Here is a 16833-nt window from a genome sequence, read left to right on the forward strand (position 1 = left end):
CAATGAAATTATTTTCAGTACTTCCTTTTTTATTCATCACTTTGAGTGTTTTAGCTCAGAATCCCGATACTTATAAATCTGAGGTATGGGTTTCAGACAACCAGGATGGAACTTATACCAACCCAATTCTTTATGCCGATTATTCCGATCCAGACGTGGCAAGGGTGGGTGATAATTATTACATGACCGCTTCCAGCTTTAATGCCGCACCGGGTTTACCTATTCTGCATTCCAAAGATATGATTAACTGGAAAATCATCAATTATGCTCTACCAAAGCAGGTGCCCGAAGAAACGTTTGCTGTTCCGCAGCATGGGAATGGAGTATGGGCACCAAGCATCCGGTCCCACAATAATGCACTGTATATTTATTGGGGGGATCCCGATCATGGCATTTATATGGTTAAAACCGATGATCCCTATGGTAATTGGGAGGAGCCGGTACTGGTTATGGAGGGCAAAGGACTTATAGATCCATCTCCGCTTTGGGATGATGATGGCAAAGCATATCTTGTTCATGCTTATGCGGGGAGCCGTGCGGGAGTGAAAAGTCTGCTTTCAGTAAATAAAATGAATGCTGAAGGAACCAAAGTCCTTGATGCCGGTCAACATGTTTTTGATGGTCACGATGATCAACCTACAGTAGAAGGAACCAAATTTTATAAAAGAAACGGTTACTATTACATCTTTGCCCCTGCCGGCGGAGTTTCCACAGGATGGCAACTTATACTAAGGTCAAAAAATATTTACGGCCCCTATGAAGAAAAAGTAGTGTTGGAACAAGGTAGTACCGATATTAATGGTCCGCACCAGGGCGCCTGGGTTCAAACGCCTGAAGGAGAAGATTGGTTTTACCATTTTCAGGATGTGGAAGCCTATGGGCGCATAGTGCATTTACAACCCATGAATTGGAAAAATGACTGGCCGGTAATGGGCGAGGATAAAGATGGAAACGGAATAGGAGAGCCGGTGAAAACTTATAAAAAGCCAAACGTTGGAAAAAATTATCCTATAGTAACTCCTGTTGAAAGTACTGAATTTGAAGAAGATAGTTTGGGCATGCAATGGCAGTGGCAGGCAAACCCTGAAGTGGTATGGCATGCTAAACTACCCGGTAATGATTACCTGAGGTTATTTTCCATTAAAACTCCTGAAGATTCACCAAATCTCTGGATGACACCAAACCTTTTACTGCAAAAGTTTCCTGCTCCGGACTTTACAGCGACAACTAAAATCAGTCTTTTTCCGCAGGAAGCTGAGGAAGGAAAAAGAGCCGGACTTATAGTGATGGGAATGGATTATGCCACGCTAACACTTACTCATGATGAGGAAGATTTTATTATAAGACAAACTCAGGCAATTGATGCCATAGATGGAGAGGAAGAACTTATTATTGCTGAAAAACATATCAGCTCTAACGAAGTTGTTTTTCGGGTAGAGGTAAACGCACCCGATGCTATGTGCCAATTCAGTTATAGCGAAAATGGGAAGAATTTTACACAAATTGGTAATCCCTTTAAAGCAAAGCCAGGTAAGTGGATTGGAGCAAAAGTTGGTTTATTTAGTGTAAGTACACAGGAAGCTAAAAGGGGTGGTTATGCCGATGTTCAATATTTTAGAATCAGTAAGTAGGATTAGTACCAGCTCGCATGATGCTAAATCTGTTTCAGCATATAAAAAAGAGTCTGAAATATTTTCAAGCAACAGAGTCTTTGAAGATTATGAAATCACAAATAACAAGTAAATGAAAATAATAAATAAATTATTGCTGTCGATTTTCGTTCTTTCAGGATTGGGAGTTGTTAATGCGCAGCAAAATTCCTCTTGGGATTCTGCCAACATCTATAAATATATAGAATTTGATATGCCCAGGGTACAGGAACCTGTATTTGCCGATTATGACGTAAATATATTGGATTTTGGCGCTGTGGGGAACGGACTTCACAAAAACACTGAAGCCTTTAAAAAGGCCATTATCGATGTTGCCAAAAATGGTGGGGGAAAAATAATTGTGCCAAGAGGAATGTGGTTAACCGGCCCTATCCACTTCCGCAGCAATATCAACCTTCATTTGGAAGATGGTGCCTTTATTATTTTTAGCAAAGATTTTGATGATTATAAACTTGTTAAGACAAGTTTTGAAGGCTTGAACACTGTGCGTAATGAATCGCCCATTAATGCCTTAGAGGTTGAAAATATCGCCATCACCGGCCAGGGGGTAATCGATGGTAACGGGGGCGCCTGGAGACCGGTCAAAAAAGGGAAAATGACATCCTCCCAGTGGAACAACCTTGTAGAGTCTGACGGAGTCTTATCTGAAGACGGAAAACTCTGGTTTCCTACAGAAAGTTCAAAAAAAGGATATAATAGCACCACCAATTTTAATGTTCCTGATAAGCTTTTAGATGAAGAGTTGCAGTGGGTTAAGGATTTTTTACGACCGGTAATGGTGAGCATTGTAAATAGTAAAAAAATTTTGCTGGATGGACCAACTTTTCAGAATTCACCTGCCTGGAACATCCACCCGCTAATGAGTGAAGATATTACTATTCGAAATCTTACCGTTAGAAATCCCTGGTATTCACAAAACGGGGATGGACTTGACCTGGAATCTTGTAAAAATGTGGTGATTTACAATAATACTTTCGATGTGGGAGATGATGCCATTTGCTTCAAATCTGGTAAAAATGAGGACGGCCGTGAGCGCGGAATCCCTACCGAAAATGTGATTGTAAAAAATAATATTGTTTACCACGGCCATGGAGGCTTTGTGATTGGCAGTGAAATGTCTGGCGGTGTTAAGAATGTACATGTTTCAAATTGCACTTTTATGGGCACCGATGTAGGTCTTAGATTTAAGAGTACCCGGGGCCGCGGCGGAGTCGTGGAGAATATTTACATTTCTAACATCGATATGGTAAATATTCCCACTGAAGCCATTCGTTTCAATCTTTTTTATGGCGGAAACTCTCCAATCCTTGAGGGAGATCAAGATGTTGCTGATGAAGCACGGGATGAATCTGTGGTTCCTGTAACAGAAGAAACTCCTTCTTTTCGTGATATCCATATGAGGAATATTACAGCAACAGGATCAAATACCGCTGCTTTTTTTATGGGATTACCAGAAATGAAGCTGAAGAATGTAACTCTGCAAGATGCTATTTTTGAGGCAGAAAAAGGAATTACAATCATAGATGCAAATGGTATTGAACTAAAAAACGTAAAGGTTTTACAAAAGAAAGGACCTTCCCTGGTTCTTTATAACACTAAAAATGTTGATATAAACAATTTTGATTATAATAAAAATGAAAATGCAGCTTCCATACGTGTACTTGGAGAAAGTGCAGAGATAAACTTTTTAGAAAGCAATATTTCTGAAGAAGATATTGAGGGAAAAGTCTCAGCAGCATTACCCCAAAAAAAAAAGCAAAAAAACTTATAGAGGTCAGCACATCGCAGCAGCTTGTGAAAGCAATTAACGATGCAGAACCCGGCGACTCTATTTTTGTTAAAACAGGCAGGTATTCTATTAGCAAAAGGATATTTATAAATGATTCCGGGACTTCAGATCGTTCTATTTTTCTTATTGGTGATATATCAGGAGAAAGACCTGTTCTTGATTTTTCTTCTATGAAGGAGGATTCTTCAAATCAGGGAATTGTACTAAAGGCCGATAATTGGCATATTAAGGGGCTGCAATTTTATAAAGCCGGGGATAATGGATTGCACATAAGGGGGAACAATAACATTATTGAATTCTGCAGTTTTTCTGAATGTGCTGACACCGGCCTTCAGCTGGATGATGGTGCTTCAAATAATACTATTTTAAATTGCGATTCATTTTATAATGCCGATTCAAAATTAGAGAATGCAGATGGCTTTGCAGTAAAAATGGATGTGGGTTCCGGAAACAGGTTTATTGGTTGCCGTGCCTGGAACAATCTTGACGATGGCTGGGACGGTTACCTTAGGGAAGCGGATAATGTAAAAACTACCTATCAAAATTGCTGGGCTTTTAATAACGGCTATTTAAAAAATGGCAATAAAGGAAAAGGCGATGGCAACGGCTTTAAAACCGGCGGGAGTGATAATAAGACACGAAAGCATAATGCTTCTTATTATCGTTGTATGGCAGTAAATAATGTGAGCGACGGGTTTGACCATAACAGCAACCGTGGTGAAGTTTCAATTTTAAACTGTTCTGCCACTGGCAACGGCCGTAATTTCGCCTTTGCTGAAAAAAACGGACTTGAAAAAATAACAATTATCAATAGTCTGGTTATGGGAGATTTAGGGAAATATAATGCTGAAGTCGAGGAAGTGAGAAATAACAGCTGGCAGATGAATTTAACCGTCTCTGAAAAGGATTTTGTTTCTGTAGATACTTCGGAATTGTCAAAGCCAAGAAAAAGGGATGGCAGCCTGCCGGATATCGGTTTTATGAGACCCAGAGAAAATACTGAACTGGTAGATGCTGGTGTTGTAACAGACAAAATTTACAGTGGTAAGGCCCCGGATATAGGTGCTTTGGAATCAGAACCTATTGAAAATTACCTAAAATAATGAAAAAGTGGGTGATGGCCGCGCTCCACTCCCGCAGACGAACGACTGGAAAGTTTTGCTGAAACTGGTGATCTTTTGCTGATGTCCCTTTATTTCCAATTTGTACCTGGGGCATCAGGAGAAAATTCTAATCAATTTTATCAGAATCCTGAAGTAAAAACATCTTTTGTTTCAGAAAAAGCGGTGGTTAGGGAATTGCGTTTACCAGATTATATTGTTTATGATGTAGTAACAGATAAAGGTATAACCTATGTCTATAAAACTAAATAGAATGCACGTTAAGAACATCATCATTTTTTTGCTTATTTTCTCGGGCTTCACATGCAAATCTGTTGCCCAGGAACACGAAGTAAAGCCTTATACTATCGAGGGAACATATGAAAAACTGAAAAAGGATTACCCGTTCATTCGTCCGGTACAAGCGTTTTCTTCTGATAATTTTATTGCTGAAGAAGACATTGTTTATAAGAAAACGCCTGAAAAGGATTTAAAGGTAGATATTTATATGCCAAAGGCTGAAATTGGCCAAAAGGACCCTGCGGTTTTGCTTGTTCATGGGGGAGGATGGTTAACCGGGAGCAAGGAAAACGAGCGGGTGATGGCCCAGCATCTGGGTGATAATGGTTATGTTGCCGTAACTGCCGCTTACCGACTGGGGACTGAAGCAATATATCCCGCAGGAGTCCTGGATTTGAAAGACGCTGTTAAATGGATGCGCCAAAATGCCGAAGAGTATCATATAGATAAGTCGAAAATTGCCATTTTAGGAGCTTCAGCCGGAGCACAACTGGCAACATTGTTGGGAGTAACTCCCGATGCTGAAATTTATAATACTGAAAATAGTAATTTTTCAGATAAAGTACAGGCGATTGTAAATTTAGACGGAATTGTCTCTTTTGTTCATCCTGAAGCAGAAGAAGGCTGGATGGCGGCCACCTGGCTGGGCGGCTCAAAAGCTGAAAAACCAGAGTTATGGCAAGAAGCATCTCCGCTAGAATACATAAATGAAGATACTCCGCCTACCTTATTTATAAATAGTTCTTTTCCAAGGTTTCATGCGGGCAGGGATGATATGACCAGGATCATGGAGGAGAATGATATTTATTATGAAGTACATACCCTTGAAAATTCACCACATTCCTTTTGGTTAATGCATCCCTGGTTTGACGAAACGTTGGAATTAACCACCTCTTTTCTGGATAAGGTGCTTCAAAATTCTTCTTCGGCAAAAGATTCTTACCGGGAAATTACTGTAGCACAGGATGGTTCGGGAGAGTTTGAAAAAATTCAGGATGCCATCAATTCCACCCGTGATCTTGGGCCTGGCGAAGTGGTGATTCATATTAAAAATGGAACTTATAACGAGAAAGTGGAAATTCCCAGCTGGAAACATCAATTATCATTTATTGGTGAAAGTAAAGATGGAACTATAATCGTTAACGACGATTATTCAGGAAAAATGAATCCGCAAACCGGTAAAGAGCATTCAACCTTTACTTCTTATTCCTTATTGGTTCGTGGGGATGATATTAAAATTCAAAATCTCACTATCAAAAACTCATCCTGTGGAGAAGGTCAGGCGGTGGCATTGCATGTAGAAGGTGACCGCTTCGTGATTAAAAATTGCAATATTTTGGGATGCCAGGATACCATTTACACCGCAACGGAAGGCAGTCGGCAGCTGTATCTCGACTGCTATATAGAAGGCACAACAGATTTTATATTTGGAGAAGCAACGGCCGTTTTTAAAAACTGTACGATTAAAAGCTTACGGAATTCTTATATCACTGCGGCTGCTACTCCTCAAAATCAGCAATTTGGCTATGTCTTTCTCAATTGCAGACTTATAGCTGCCGAAGGTGTGAATGAGGTGTATCTCGGCAGGCCCTGGAGACCATATGCGCAAACGGTTTTCATTAATTCTGAATTAGGAAACCATATAGTTGCGGAAGGCTGGAACGCATGGCCTGGTGATGAAATGTTTCCTAATAAGGAAAAAACTACTTACTATGCTGAATATAATAATATCGGCCCCGGCTCGGACCCTGAAAAACGGGTAGACTGGTCACATCAGCTAACAAACGAGGAAGCGCAAGAATATACTATAAAGAAGATTTTCAGCAATACCAATGACTGGTATTGGGCTTCTCAAATTCACAGTAGTAAATAAGAATATTTTATGATGAATGTTATTTTCTGTTTTCTAATTCTTTTCTCTGCAGCAATTTCTGCACAGGAACAGCCAACTTTATATCTGATAGGTGATTCCACAATGTCTGATAAAAAAGATCCTGAAGAAAATCCAGAGCATGGATGGGGGCAGATGCTGCCGGAATTAATGACTTCAGGAATTAGTATTGAAAACCATGCGGTAAATGGAAGAAGTACCAGAAGTTTTATTGCTGAAGGAAGGTGGGAAGATGTTAAGAATAAGCTGGAGCCGGGAGATTATGTTTTTATTCAGTTTGGTCATAATGATCAAAAAGTAAAAGATCCAACCCGGTACACAAACCCTTTTACTCAGTACCGTGCTAATCTGGAGAAATTTGTAGAGGAAACAAGGGAAAAAGGAGCTACTCCCATATTATTAAGTTCTATAGTGAGGAGGAATTTTAATGAAGAAGGAGTTCTGGTAGATACTCACGGAGAATATCCGTTGGTAACACGTATGGTGGCAAAAGATCTCCAGGTTACATTCATAGATATGCAGTTGTTTACGGAGCAGCTGGAAATCGCTTATGGGCCTGAAGATTCTAAAAATTTGCATCTGCACCTGGAACCTGGGGAAGATCCCTACGAGCCTGAAGGAGTGGTTGATAATACTCACTTATCTAAAACCGGAGCGACCATAGTGGCGAGCCTGTTACTTCAGGAAATCTCTAAAAAGGATCTTGGATTGAAAGAATTTATAAAACCTGAAGTTCTGAAGAAAGATTTAATGAAGTAAAACATGCATCAATAAATAATAGGAGCCATATTGGACTAAGTGGAAAAAGATAATAATAATTTACAGCTGGACCTCAAGTAGGTTTAAGGTAATAACAGTAAAAAACTAAAATGATGATGATAAATTTAAGGGAGTATGTGAAAATTGCAATTAGTATATCATTTATTTTAATAGCAATGCAGCCATCAATTTATGCTCAAAATGAACAAATTTCATGGGGCAGGGCGCAAAATCAGGATAATGGATGGTATGCTTTAGAAGAGGCACAGCGTATTGCGGATAATGTTCTTCTTTACCAACATGAAAATGGCGGCTGGTATAAAAATATTGACATGGCAGATGAGCTGACTTCCGCAGAGAAAGAAGAACTAAGAAAACAAAAGTTTACAAAACTGGGTACTACTATAGATAATGGCGCTACCCACACTCAATTGAGATATCTTGCAAAAGTTTATAATGCCACGGGTGAGGAAAGATACAAAAAATCCTTCTTGAAAGGTTTGGATTATATTCTGGAAGCGCAATATGCTAATGGAGGCTGGCCGCAATTCTATCCCATAAAACAAGGCTATTACGAACATATTACCTATAATGATGGCGCCATGATTGGAGTTATGGATTTGTTACACAACATTGCCATCGCGAAACCAACTTATTCTTTTGTAGATGCCCAACGACAACAAAAATCAAAGCAGGCTATAGATAAAGGTCTTGAAATTATACTGGCAACACAGGTAAAAGTTAATGATAAACTTACCATATGGTGCGCTCAGCATGACAAAGACGATCTAAGTCCGGCAAAAGCAAGGGCTTATGAACTTCCTTCATTAAGTGGAAAAGAAAGCGCCGGAATTGTAGAGTATCTTTTAAAATTGGAAAATCCTTCAGGTGAAGTTAAGCAGTCAATTAGAAGTGCAGTGCAGTGGTTTCAGGATCATAAGGTGATGGGTAAGAAAGTGGTATGGATAGAAGATTCTACTTACACTGATAATCGTGATCGGATTGTGGTTCAAGATTCGGACGGAGGTCCGCTATGGGGACGTTTTAACGATATTACGACTGGAAAACCAATCTTTGTTGGTCGCGACGGAATCATTAAACAATATCTTGCAGAAATTGAGCATGAACGAAGGGTTGGATACAATTATATAGATAATTATGCTGAAAAATTGCTGAAAGAAGATTATCCTGAATGGGAAAGGAAATACTAAGGAGTACTTCTAGCGAGTAGCGTTACCTTAATTTGATATTCGATATAGGATCTGTGAAGTTACATAGATACAAATAGATGCTGTGCAACTTCGGATGCCGGGAACATTAAGATATTTATCAAAAAATTATAAATGATACAGGGAAAAACATTTCTAAAGGAAAAAGAGTCAGATTGAAACGGGAGAAGGCATTACTCGCCAGGTTACAGGTTATAATACTCAAATGATGATGGTTAAAGTTAAGTTTGATAAAGGCACGATTGGGTACGTACATGATCATTTTCTCAGTCTTCCTATGTTGCCTCCGGAAAATTTAAAAACCATAGACGGTAAGTCTGAAATTTTAGAAGCAGGAGACACATTCTTTGTACAACCAAATTTAAGACATGGGCAGAGTGTTTGGAAGCAGGGGTTATAATAGATGTATTTGCCCCGATGAGAGAAGATTATATAAAAACATTGTTTTTGATTATAGCTTAGAAAAACCTTGATACAGAAATTTTCAGTATGAGGGCTGGTAAGAGATTAGTTACTAACTTATTATTCTAAATTTAGAATTCATGAAAAAAATATTTGAACAAAGCTGGAGGTGGTACGGTCCGCAGGATCCTGTAGATTTAAAAACCATAAAGCAGGCTGGTGCCAATGGAGTGGTTACCGCTTTACATCATATCCCGGTGGGAGAGGTGTGGAGTGTGGAGGAGATTGAAAAGCGGAAGAAGCTGCTGGAAGACAGCAATAATGAGAATCCATTCCAACTGCATTGGAATGTGGTGGAGAGCCTTCCCGTGCACGAACATATTAAACAGGCAAGAACCGATAGGGAAAAGTATATTGAAAATTATAAGCAAAGTCTCAGGAACCTGGGCAAGTGCGGTATTACCCGTGTATGTTACAATTTTATGCCCGTATTGGACTGGTTGCGAACCAACGTAAAATATCAACTGGAAGATGGTAGTACTGCGCTTCTTCATAATCTGGAAGACCTTATTATTTTTGATTTGTTTATTCTAAATCGTGAAAATGCAGAGACAGATTACGAAGCACAGCTGGTAGAGAAAGCCAAAGCAAAACATGCTGAAATGAAGCAGGAAGAACTTGACGTTCTAAAGAAAAGTCTACTAATGGCGCTACCTGGCGATAAAGAAGGTTTTACACTTGAGAAATTGAGGAATGGTCTCAAGGATTATAAAGGAATTTCGGCAGAACAGTTAAGGGAACATCTGGTGGAATTTTTAAAAGAAGTAATTCCCGTAGCCGAAGAAGCCGGGGTGGTTATGGCTATTCATCCTGATGATCCGCCATGGCCGGTGCTTGGTCTGCCAAGGGTGGTGAGCACTGCTTCAGATTTGCATTATCTTTTTAACAAGGTTCCGCAGAAAGCAAACGGACTCACCTTTTGTAGTGGAAGTTTGGGTGCTTCAGCAAAGAATAATTTACCGCAGATTATTAAAACTTATATTGAACGTATTCATTTTGTCCATTTAAGATCTGTTCAGCTGGAAGAAAATTCAAGATTTTATGAAGCTAATCATTTGGAAGGCAGTGCAGAGATGTATAAACTGGTGAGAACCTTTTATGAACTTCAGGGGAAAAACGATAAGGAGCCAATTCCAATGCGGCCAGATCATGGACATGAAATGCTGGAAGACCAGGAAAAGCAATATTACCCCGGTTATTCGGCAGTGGGAAGGTTACGGGGACTGGCAGAACTACGCGGAGTTGAATTTGGAATTATAAATACTTTGGAAAATTAGCACATCAGACTGAGAATATATGAAATAAAGTAGTCCACTTATATACACGGAGTGCTGAGAGAAGAGGTTAAAAGTGTAATTGCAAATAAAGTTATTATTCCTACGATATTTTTAACTCGTAAAGGGATGGAGAAGGGATTCTCTGAACTGACGATTTTAACTAATAATTTAAAAAGATGGAAAGACATATTACTCTTGGGGAATTTATAATAGAGAATCAAAAAGATTTTCCTTACGCAAAAGGGGAATTAAGTGCGCTACTAAGTTCGATACGTCTTGCGGGAAAAGTAGTGAATCAGGCTATCAATAAAGCCGGGCTTTCAGAAATACTAGGGAAGGCCGGAAACGAAAACGTGCAGGGGGAGGACCAGGCTAAATTAGACGTAATGGCAAATGACGTTTTTATTGGGACGCTAAGGAACCGGGGAGAAATTTGTGGAATAGCATCAGAAGAACTGGAGGATTATCTGGTTTTTGACGAGGATATGCATAAAGATGCAAAATACATTGTTCTAATGGATCCTCTGGATGGCTCCTCTAATATTGATGTCGATATTACCGTAGGTACTATATTCAGCATTTACAGGAGGATTTCAAAACCTGGAGAGCCGGTAAATAAGGAAGATTTTTTGCAGCCCGGTGAAAATCAGGTTGCAGCGGGTTATATCATTTACGGTACCTCTACTATTTTAGTTTACACCACGGGCAATGGAGTAAACGGTTTTACCTTTGATCCCGGAATAGGGTCTTTTTTCTTATCTCATCCCGAGATCAAATTTCCGGATCATGGAAAGATATATTCAGTTAATGAAGGCAATTATGTGCACTTTCCAACAGGTGTAAAGAAATATATAAAATGGGTGCAGGAAATAGATGAAAAAGATGGGAGACCATATACTTCCAGGTATACCGGCTCCTTAGTTGCAGACTTTCATCGAAACATGTTGTTGGGAGGAATATATTTATATCCTACAGGAACAACATCACCTAAAGGTAAATTACGCCTTTTATATGAGTGCAATCCTATGGCTTTTTTAACTGAACAGGCAGGAGGAAAGTGTACCGATGGGTTTACCAGAATACTTGAGCTAAAACCTACGGAACTTCATGAAAGAGTTCCTTTCTTTTGCGGAAATAAAGAGATGGTAGAAAAAGCCGAAGAATTTATGAGGGATAACCAGTAGAAATTTTTCTGCAAAGAATAATAATGAAAAAGGACAATTGATTAGCTTCCTGTAGTTAGGATGATTTTTACCTTCTACAGGTAAGTACAGGATGATCTATTTAAGATAAAATTAGAATTTGAATAATATAATAATATGTTTTTAATACCTAAATTTTTATGGAAGATTCAAGAAGAGCTTTTCTCAAATCGATTAGTATTTTAGCTGCAGGAAGTTTTCTGCCTTTACCATCCTGGGGGTTCGGCCTTGGAGGAAGAAAGTTGAAAGTTGCTTTAGTGGGTACGGGTATTCGTGGAACCAGTTATTGGGGAAAGGAACTGGTTGAGAAGTATCCAGATGATCTGGAATTTGTAGGTCTCTGCGATATAAACCCGGGAAGACTTGAATATGCTCGTAAATATATGCAGGTTAACTGTCCCACATTTACAAATTTTACTGAGATGGTTACCGAATCTGAGCCTGATCTTGTGATCGTAACAACTGTAGATTCCACACATCACGAGTTTATAGTAAAAGGACTTGAAATGGGATGCGATGTGCTCTCCGAAAAACCTTTAACAACAGATGAACAGAAGTGTCAGGAAATAATTGATGCCGAAAGTCAATATGATAAAAAATTAATAGTAGGTTTTAATTATCGCTGGAGTCCCTATAATACTAAAGTAAAAGAATTAATTTCTGAAGGGGCAATTGGAAAAGTTACATCAGTAGATTTTCATTGGTATTTAAATACCTATCACGGAGCTTCTTATTTCAGGAGATGGCATGGGTTGAGGGAAAAGGGTGGAACTTTATTGGTGCACAAATCAACTCATCATTTTGACCTTCTCAATTGGTGGCTGGATTCTGACCCTAAGGAGGTCTTTGCTTATGGGGACCTTGAGTTCTATGGGCATAATAATCCATTTCGTGGAGATTTTTGCAGAGTCTGTCCCCATAAATCGAACTGTGATTTTTATTGGGATATAACAAAGGATACTCATTTGATGAATCTATACGTCGAAAATGAAGAGCATGATGGCTACATCCGTGACAACTGCGTGTGGGCAAAAGAGATTAACATTTACGATAAAATGTCGGCTCAGATCAAATATATGAACAATGTTGTGGTGAATTATTCCCTTACTACATACTCTCCGTTTGAAGGTTGGCGTATTGCTTTTAATGGAACAAAAGGAAGAATTGAAGCCTCACTTGATATTCCCTATACCCAGGACGTAAAAATGAGCCAGGAAGAGTTACATGCTGCAGAAATGTCTCAGGAAAAGGATGAATTATCCCTGGAACCGGTAATTACACATAAGCTATGGGAGGATTTTGAAACTGTTGAGGTACCTATGGAAAGAAGTGGTCACGGGGGAGGAGATAAACGCCTACATGAGCAGGTTTTTGAACACCCCGAACAGAAGGATCCTTATGATAGAGCTGCGGGATTACGTGATGGAGCTATGTCTGTCCTCGTAGGGGTTGCTGCCAGAAAAAGCATAGAGAGCGGGAGACCTGTACAAATAGCAGACTTAACAGATCTTAAGCCTCAGGTCAAGAGGATGCTGGAATAACTTTACCTGTGGTTGATTTGATTCTGTCTGTGGACAGGTCGATTTGTTGTCTCGATTATTTAGGGTGAAAATTGTCATTTTAGAGGACACTATCCCGCAAAGTATGTAAAGTTTAAACTACAGGGGTTGGACTTTTTTAAAGTCTGACCCTTTTTTCATAGATCGTAAGAAAATGATTTAAAATAATGCCCCAGTTCCTGATAGGCATTGACCGTTTTCTAATTTGCTTCTCTTGTAGCCAAATATATAAATTTCATCATTGCCTCAGCTGTTGGAAAAGACAATTTATCCTTGGTGTACTTGTTCTTCCACCACATACCTGCAGGCGTTGAGTATTTGATGAACCACACAGAATTGCGTTTTGGACTCAAGGAATACATTCCTGATGGTATCGGTAAATCCATTTAGATTGTCGGAGGGAACGACCATTTTTTATACTTTCCAGTATTTTTAGGGACTTTCAGATGGTATAAAAATATTGGTCACCGAATTTGTCCCGCTTTAACAAATTTAACTTTTTAACCTTTCGAATAGGCGGAAAGTGGAGGCTTTATTTTCATGTCATATTTTTTTATTATTCTATCCTTCCGAAGGTTTAATAAAGTTTTTGCTATTATTATGTTCTTCAACTTTATTTTTTAACCTTACCATCCGAATTTAATTTACTACTTAGAGACTTTTCAATTTTTTTGTTCATGATCAAAAGCTTTAGACATAAATCGCTCTGAAAGTAATGTCATCAATTGCATAATGGTTGAAATTATATTAAATTTAACTATTCTGAACAATTGTATTAAGCTGTATGTCAATGTATTATCGTATATCACCTGAACAGGCCATGCAGAACGACCGTATTTATGATCCCTGCTGGGAACAGGTTAGGGAGCATATGCTTTCTGTTTGTGAAAATTCGGATAATATGATTGTTATTATATTTGATGTTAAGGAAAAAAAGTTCCTGGGTTGCAGCCCTTCCATAAATAAAATTTTGGGCTATAGGCCTAAAGATTTTATTACCAAAGATTGGAACTACTGGTTTAGTAAAATAGACGCCCGGGAGGTAAAAGAGATAAAAAGCCGCATTTATGGTTTCTTATATAATTCTCGAACTATAAATGAATCTGCTATTTTTCTTAAATATCATATAGGCTCGAATAAAGGTTTTTGGTGCTTTATCAAACATGAACTAGAGTTAAGAATTTTTGAAAAAAATATTATTGCTCTCAATTATATCTGTGACTATTCTGGTGAGGAAAAAATAAAAAATTGTTTTGCCACTAAATTTACGAATAAGGCTTCCAGAATTTTACATAGACTAAATATTTCGGCCAGAGAAATGGATGTGCTCTATTTAATTGCCGATGGTTTATCTTCAAAAGAAATCGGTAATAAATTATTTATTAGCTATAATACAGTTATTTCCCATCGCAAGCATCTTTTGCAAAAATTTAGAGTTCAGAATTCTGCTCAACTTATAAAGAGTGCCTCTCAACTTTACCGTCTTTAGACCTTCATATGAAGTTCTTTTAGAAAATCACTAGAAATAGTGATTGACTCTGATTGATTTATTTCTGATCTTATAATTTGATAATCAGTCGCGTATTTCCATATACTTTCCCGTAATTTTTTAATTTAAATTTAGAATGCTAGGAATTGCACTTAAATTGTTAAGAGATGAATTGAGCAATTATATTGTTCAAAATAAAGGACCTGCAGATCCTATAGTCGCTGACGACATAATTTTACACAATATAGGAGCAATGGATAGTGAAGCTCAGGACCTTAGCAATAAGCTGGTCATAAGCCTTGTAAATACGGAAGAAGAAAGTTCTCTAAAAAATATATCAAATATTACAAAAATAGGGAGTAGTTTAAATTATACCGAGCCGGCCGTATTTCTAAACTTGTATATACTGGTTTCTTCTACTCTCGGTAAAGATCTTCAGGATGCTTATGAATTTGCCCTCCACCGGTTGTCTCTGGTGATTCAGTTTTTTCAGGCGAAGCGCAATTTTACGGTAAAGAATTCTCCATTCACCAGCATCTCCAGTGATATAAATATCAGTCAGGAAATAAAAGATGAACTGCGTCTAAATGTAGAATTATACACTTTAACCTTTGAGCAAATTAACCATTTATGGGGTTCATTGGGTGGAAAACAGGTGCCTTTCGCTATGTATAAAGTACGGGTTGTAAGAATACATGAAAATACTTCAATAATCGCTCCACCAATTGAAGAAATTCATACCAACGAGGAAATAACCAATTAAGATAAAAATGGGTAAAATAGTGTTTAAAAGATTGGTAGAGGTTCAAATACTACACGACTATTTTCTTACAATGGGCGATGGGATTTCCTTTTTTCAAAGGAACAAAAAGGAGAAGGAAGAATTACTTACCCAAAGGATTAATCGCGGTTTATATTCAGCTGGTTCAATATTTAAAATATCTCCTATTACCGCAAATAAACTGCGAGACAACAAAATTCTTTTTGCCGAAACCTCTTCGGGATTTATCCTAGGAGTTGAGGTAGACGAAGTTATTGAAGCTGGAGAGTTGCGTTTTAAACCAGTTCATGATATTTCGAAAAAGCTTGATCTCTCTTTTTCCCTAACCACAAAACTTCCTTTTTTTAAAAGTTTCACCAATTTGGAACTTGAAAAATCCCTTCCTTCAATTAATTATTTCACCAATAAAAAGGCGACATTATTGAATGAGAATACAGTACCGGCCTATACTTCCATGCCGCTCACCAAAACTGCTCCTGCCCATCAAGCCGGTGAAACTTATGAAATGGGAACAATTCTCGATTTCGGGGGAACTATTCGGGAGGCAAATCAAAGAACTGACGGGAATGATCCGGCACACTGGGAAGACATAGACGACAGGAGGTTTGTAACCAGGGCAGACAAGGTACTCTTACCACATAATTTTAAAATTAAATTTAAAGATTATCAACTGGTAACACAGCTAGAGGTAAGCCTTGAAGATACAGGGAATAATAAGATCAAGAAGATTGTTAAGAATAGTGCTGAGCCATTTAAAGATATCTCACTGAATTTTTCAAAGATTGATGAGAATGACAAGGATTCTCCAAATATCCCCTCCGGAATTTATTATCTAAATCTGAAGATTAACGGGGCCACAGAAATCGTCTATTCCATTCTTTTGGATAATGATCTTTATGATTACCAGAATTTTGGTGTTGTGGAGCTTGGTTTCGAAGAGGTAAATTCACCTTACAGCCTTTTGGATACGCAAGGATTTTTAAAAACAAAAATAGAGGCAGGAGGTCAGAAAGTATCTCATCCAATATTCGAAATCAGGCTAAAAAATAGAAGATCTTACTGGAGGTATAAAAAAAACACCGACTTCACACCCTCCGAAATTGCAGCAACCAGTAATCATTTAGAGGTGGCCGCTTCAAATATTCTTGTAGCTAAGAAACCTAAAGCATTAACAGAAACACTGTTGCCATTCAAGAATGGTACGAACTTACTCTTGCCAACCCCAAAAGTAGCCGGCATACGGGTAGAGAATGAAAAAATCTATTCGGATATACACATTAATCAGTCTAACGGACTATTAAAGATTTAGGATAACTCGCTCATTT

14 protein-coding genes and 1 pseudogene are annotated in these 16833 nt (G+C 38.3%); 14 read left to right on the forward strand and 1 reads right to left on the reverse strand.

Translation table 11 applies throughout. From position 1 onward, the window contains the following. Nucleotides 1–2: 2 nt before the first annotated feature. The 11 genes from RM541_RS11465 to RM541_RS11515 all read left to right on the forward strand — a co-directional run bounded on the left by RM541_RS11465 (nucleotide 3) and on the right by RM541_RS11515 (nucleotide 13220). The gene (locus tag RM541_RS11465; protein WP_311500289.1) at nucleotides 3–1631 is read left to right on the forward strand and encodes a glycoside hydrolase family 43 protein; all 1629 of its coding nucleotides are present in this window, start codon (nucleotides 3–5) and stop codon (nucleotides 1629–1631) included. 112 nt (nucleotides 1632–1743) lie between these two features. After that, nucleotides 1744–3441 (forward strand): glycoside hydrolase family 28 protein, encoded by a 1698-nt coding sequence (locus RM541_RS11470; protein ID WP_311500290.1) that lies wholly within the window; start codon nucleotides 1744–1746, stop codon nucleotides 3439–3441. Next, nucleotides 3438–4562 (forward strand): right-handed parallel beta-helix repeat-containing protein, encoded by a 1125-nt coding sequence (locus RM541_RS11475; RefSeq protein ID WP_489752723.1) that lies wholly within the window; start codon nucleotides 3438–3440, stop codon nucleotides 4560–4562. Before RM541_RS11470 ends, RM541_RS11475 begins: the two co-directional genes overlap by 4 nt. Nucleotides 4563–4643: 81 nt before the next feature. Next, nucleotides 4644–4832, forward strand: coding sequence for a hypothetical protein (locus tag RM541_RS11480; protein ID WP_311500292.1), 189 nt, complete (start codon nucleotides 4644–4646; stop codon nucleotides 4830–4832). A 1-nt stretch (nucleotide 4833) separates the two neighbouring features. After that, nucleotides 4834–6732, forward strand: a complete 1899-nt coding sequence (locus RM541_RS11485; RefSeq protein ID WP_311500293.1) for a pectinesterase family protein — start codon at nucleotides 4834–4836, stop codon at nucleotides 6730–6732. A 12-nt stretch (nucleotides 6733–6744) separates the two neighbouring features. Next, nucleotides 6745–7509: a rhamnogalacturonan acetylesterase gene (locus RM541_RS11490; RefSeq protein ID WP_432264678.1), complete on the forward strand. Its 765-nt coding sequence runs from the start codon at nucleotides 6745–6747 to the stop codon at nucleotides 7507–7509. A 110-nt stretch (nucleotides 7510–7619) separates the two neighbouring features. Then, entirely contained in the window at nucleotides 7620–8720 is a 1101-nt protein-coding gene (gene pelA, locus RM541_RS11495; RefSeq protein WP_311500295.1) for a pectate lyase, read from the forward strand. A 223-nt stretch (nucleotides 8721–8943) separates the two neighbouring features. Further along, a complete protein-coding gene (locus RM541_RS11500; protein ID WP_311500296.1) occupies nucleotides 8944–9138 on the forward strand; it encodes a cupin domain-containing protein in 195 nt (64 codons plus the stop codon). A gap of 142 nt (nucleotides 9139–9280) precedes the next feature. Next, the gene (gene uxuA, locus RM541_RS11505) at nucleotides 9281–10477 is read left to right on the forward strand and encodes a mannonate dehydratase (RefSeq protein ID WP_311500297.1); all 1197 of its coding nucleotides are present in this window, start codon (nucleotides 9281–9283) and stop codon (nucleotides 10475–10477) included. A gap of 176 nt (nucleotides 10478–10653) precedes the next feature. After that, on the forward strand, nucleotides 10654–11661 hold the full coding sequence (fbp, locus tag RM541_RS11510) for a class 1 fructose-bisphosphatase (RefSeq protein WP_311500298.1): 1008 nt from the start codon (nucleotides 10654–10656) through the stop codon (nucleotides 11659–11661). Between the two features lie 158 nt (nucleotides 11662–11819). Continuing rightward, on the forward strand, nucleotides 11820–13220 hold the full coding sequence (locus tag RM541_RS11515) for a Gfo/Idh/MocA family oxidoreductase (RefSeq protein ID WP_311500299.1): 1401 nt from the start codon (nucleotides 11820–11822) through the stop codon (nucleotides 13218–13220). A 136-nt stretch (nucleotides 13221–13356) separates the two neighbouring features. On the opposite strand, the pseudogene RM541_RS11520 reads toward RM541_RS11515, so the two are convergent. Continuing rightward, nucleotides 13357–13649, reverse strand: a pseudogene (locus tag RM541_RS11520) (transposase); the annotation flags it as partial. A 379-nt stretch (nucleotides 13650–14028) separates the two neighbouring features. Here RM541_RS11520 and RM541_RS11525 point away from each other — a divergent pair. The 3 genes from RM541_RS11525 to RM541_RS11535 all read left to right on the forward strand — a co-directional run bounded on the left by RM541_RS11525 (nucleotide 14029) and on the right by RM541_RS11535 (nucleotide 16817). Next, nucleotides 14029–14727 (forward strand): response regulator transcription factor, encoded by a 699-nt coding sequence (locus RM541_RS11525; RefSeq protein WP_311500300.1) that lies wholly within the window; start codon nucleotides 14029–14031, stop codon nucleotides 14725–14727. A 136-nt stretch (nucleotides 14728–14863) separates the two neighbouring features. Beyond that, nucleotides 14864–15490, forward strand: a complete 627-nt coding sequence (locus RM541_RS11530; protein WP_311500301.1) for a Pvc16 family protein — start codon at nucleotides 14864–14866, stop codon at nucleotides 15488–15490. 7 nt (nucleotides 15491–15497) lie between these two features. Next, nucleotides 15498–16817 carry a hypothetical protein gene (locus tag RM541_RS11535; protein ID WP_311500302.1) on the forward strand — a complete coding sequence of 440 codons (1320 nt, stop codon included), beginning with the start codon at nucleotides 15498–15500 and terminating at the stop codon, nucleotides 16815–16817. Nucleotides 16818–16833: the final 16 nt, after the last annotated feature.

This window comes from Autumnicola psychrophila, assembly GCF_031846645.1.
GTDB classification, from domain to species: Bacteria; Bacteroidota; Bacteroidia; order Flavobacteriales; family Flavobacteriaceae; genus Autumnicola; species Autumnicola psychrophila.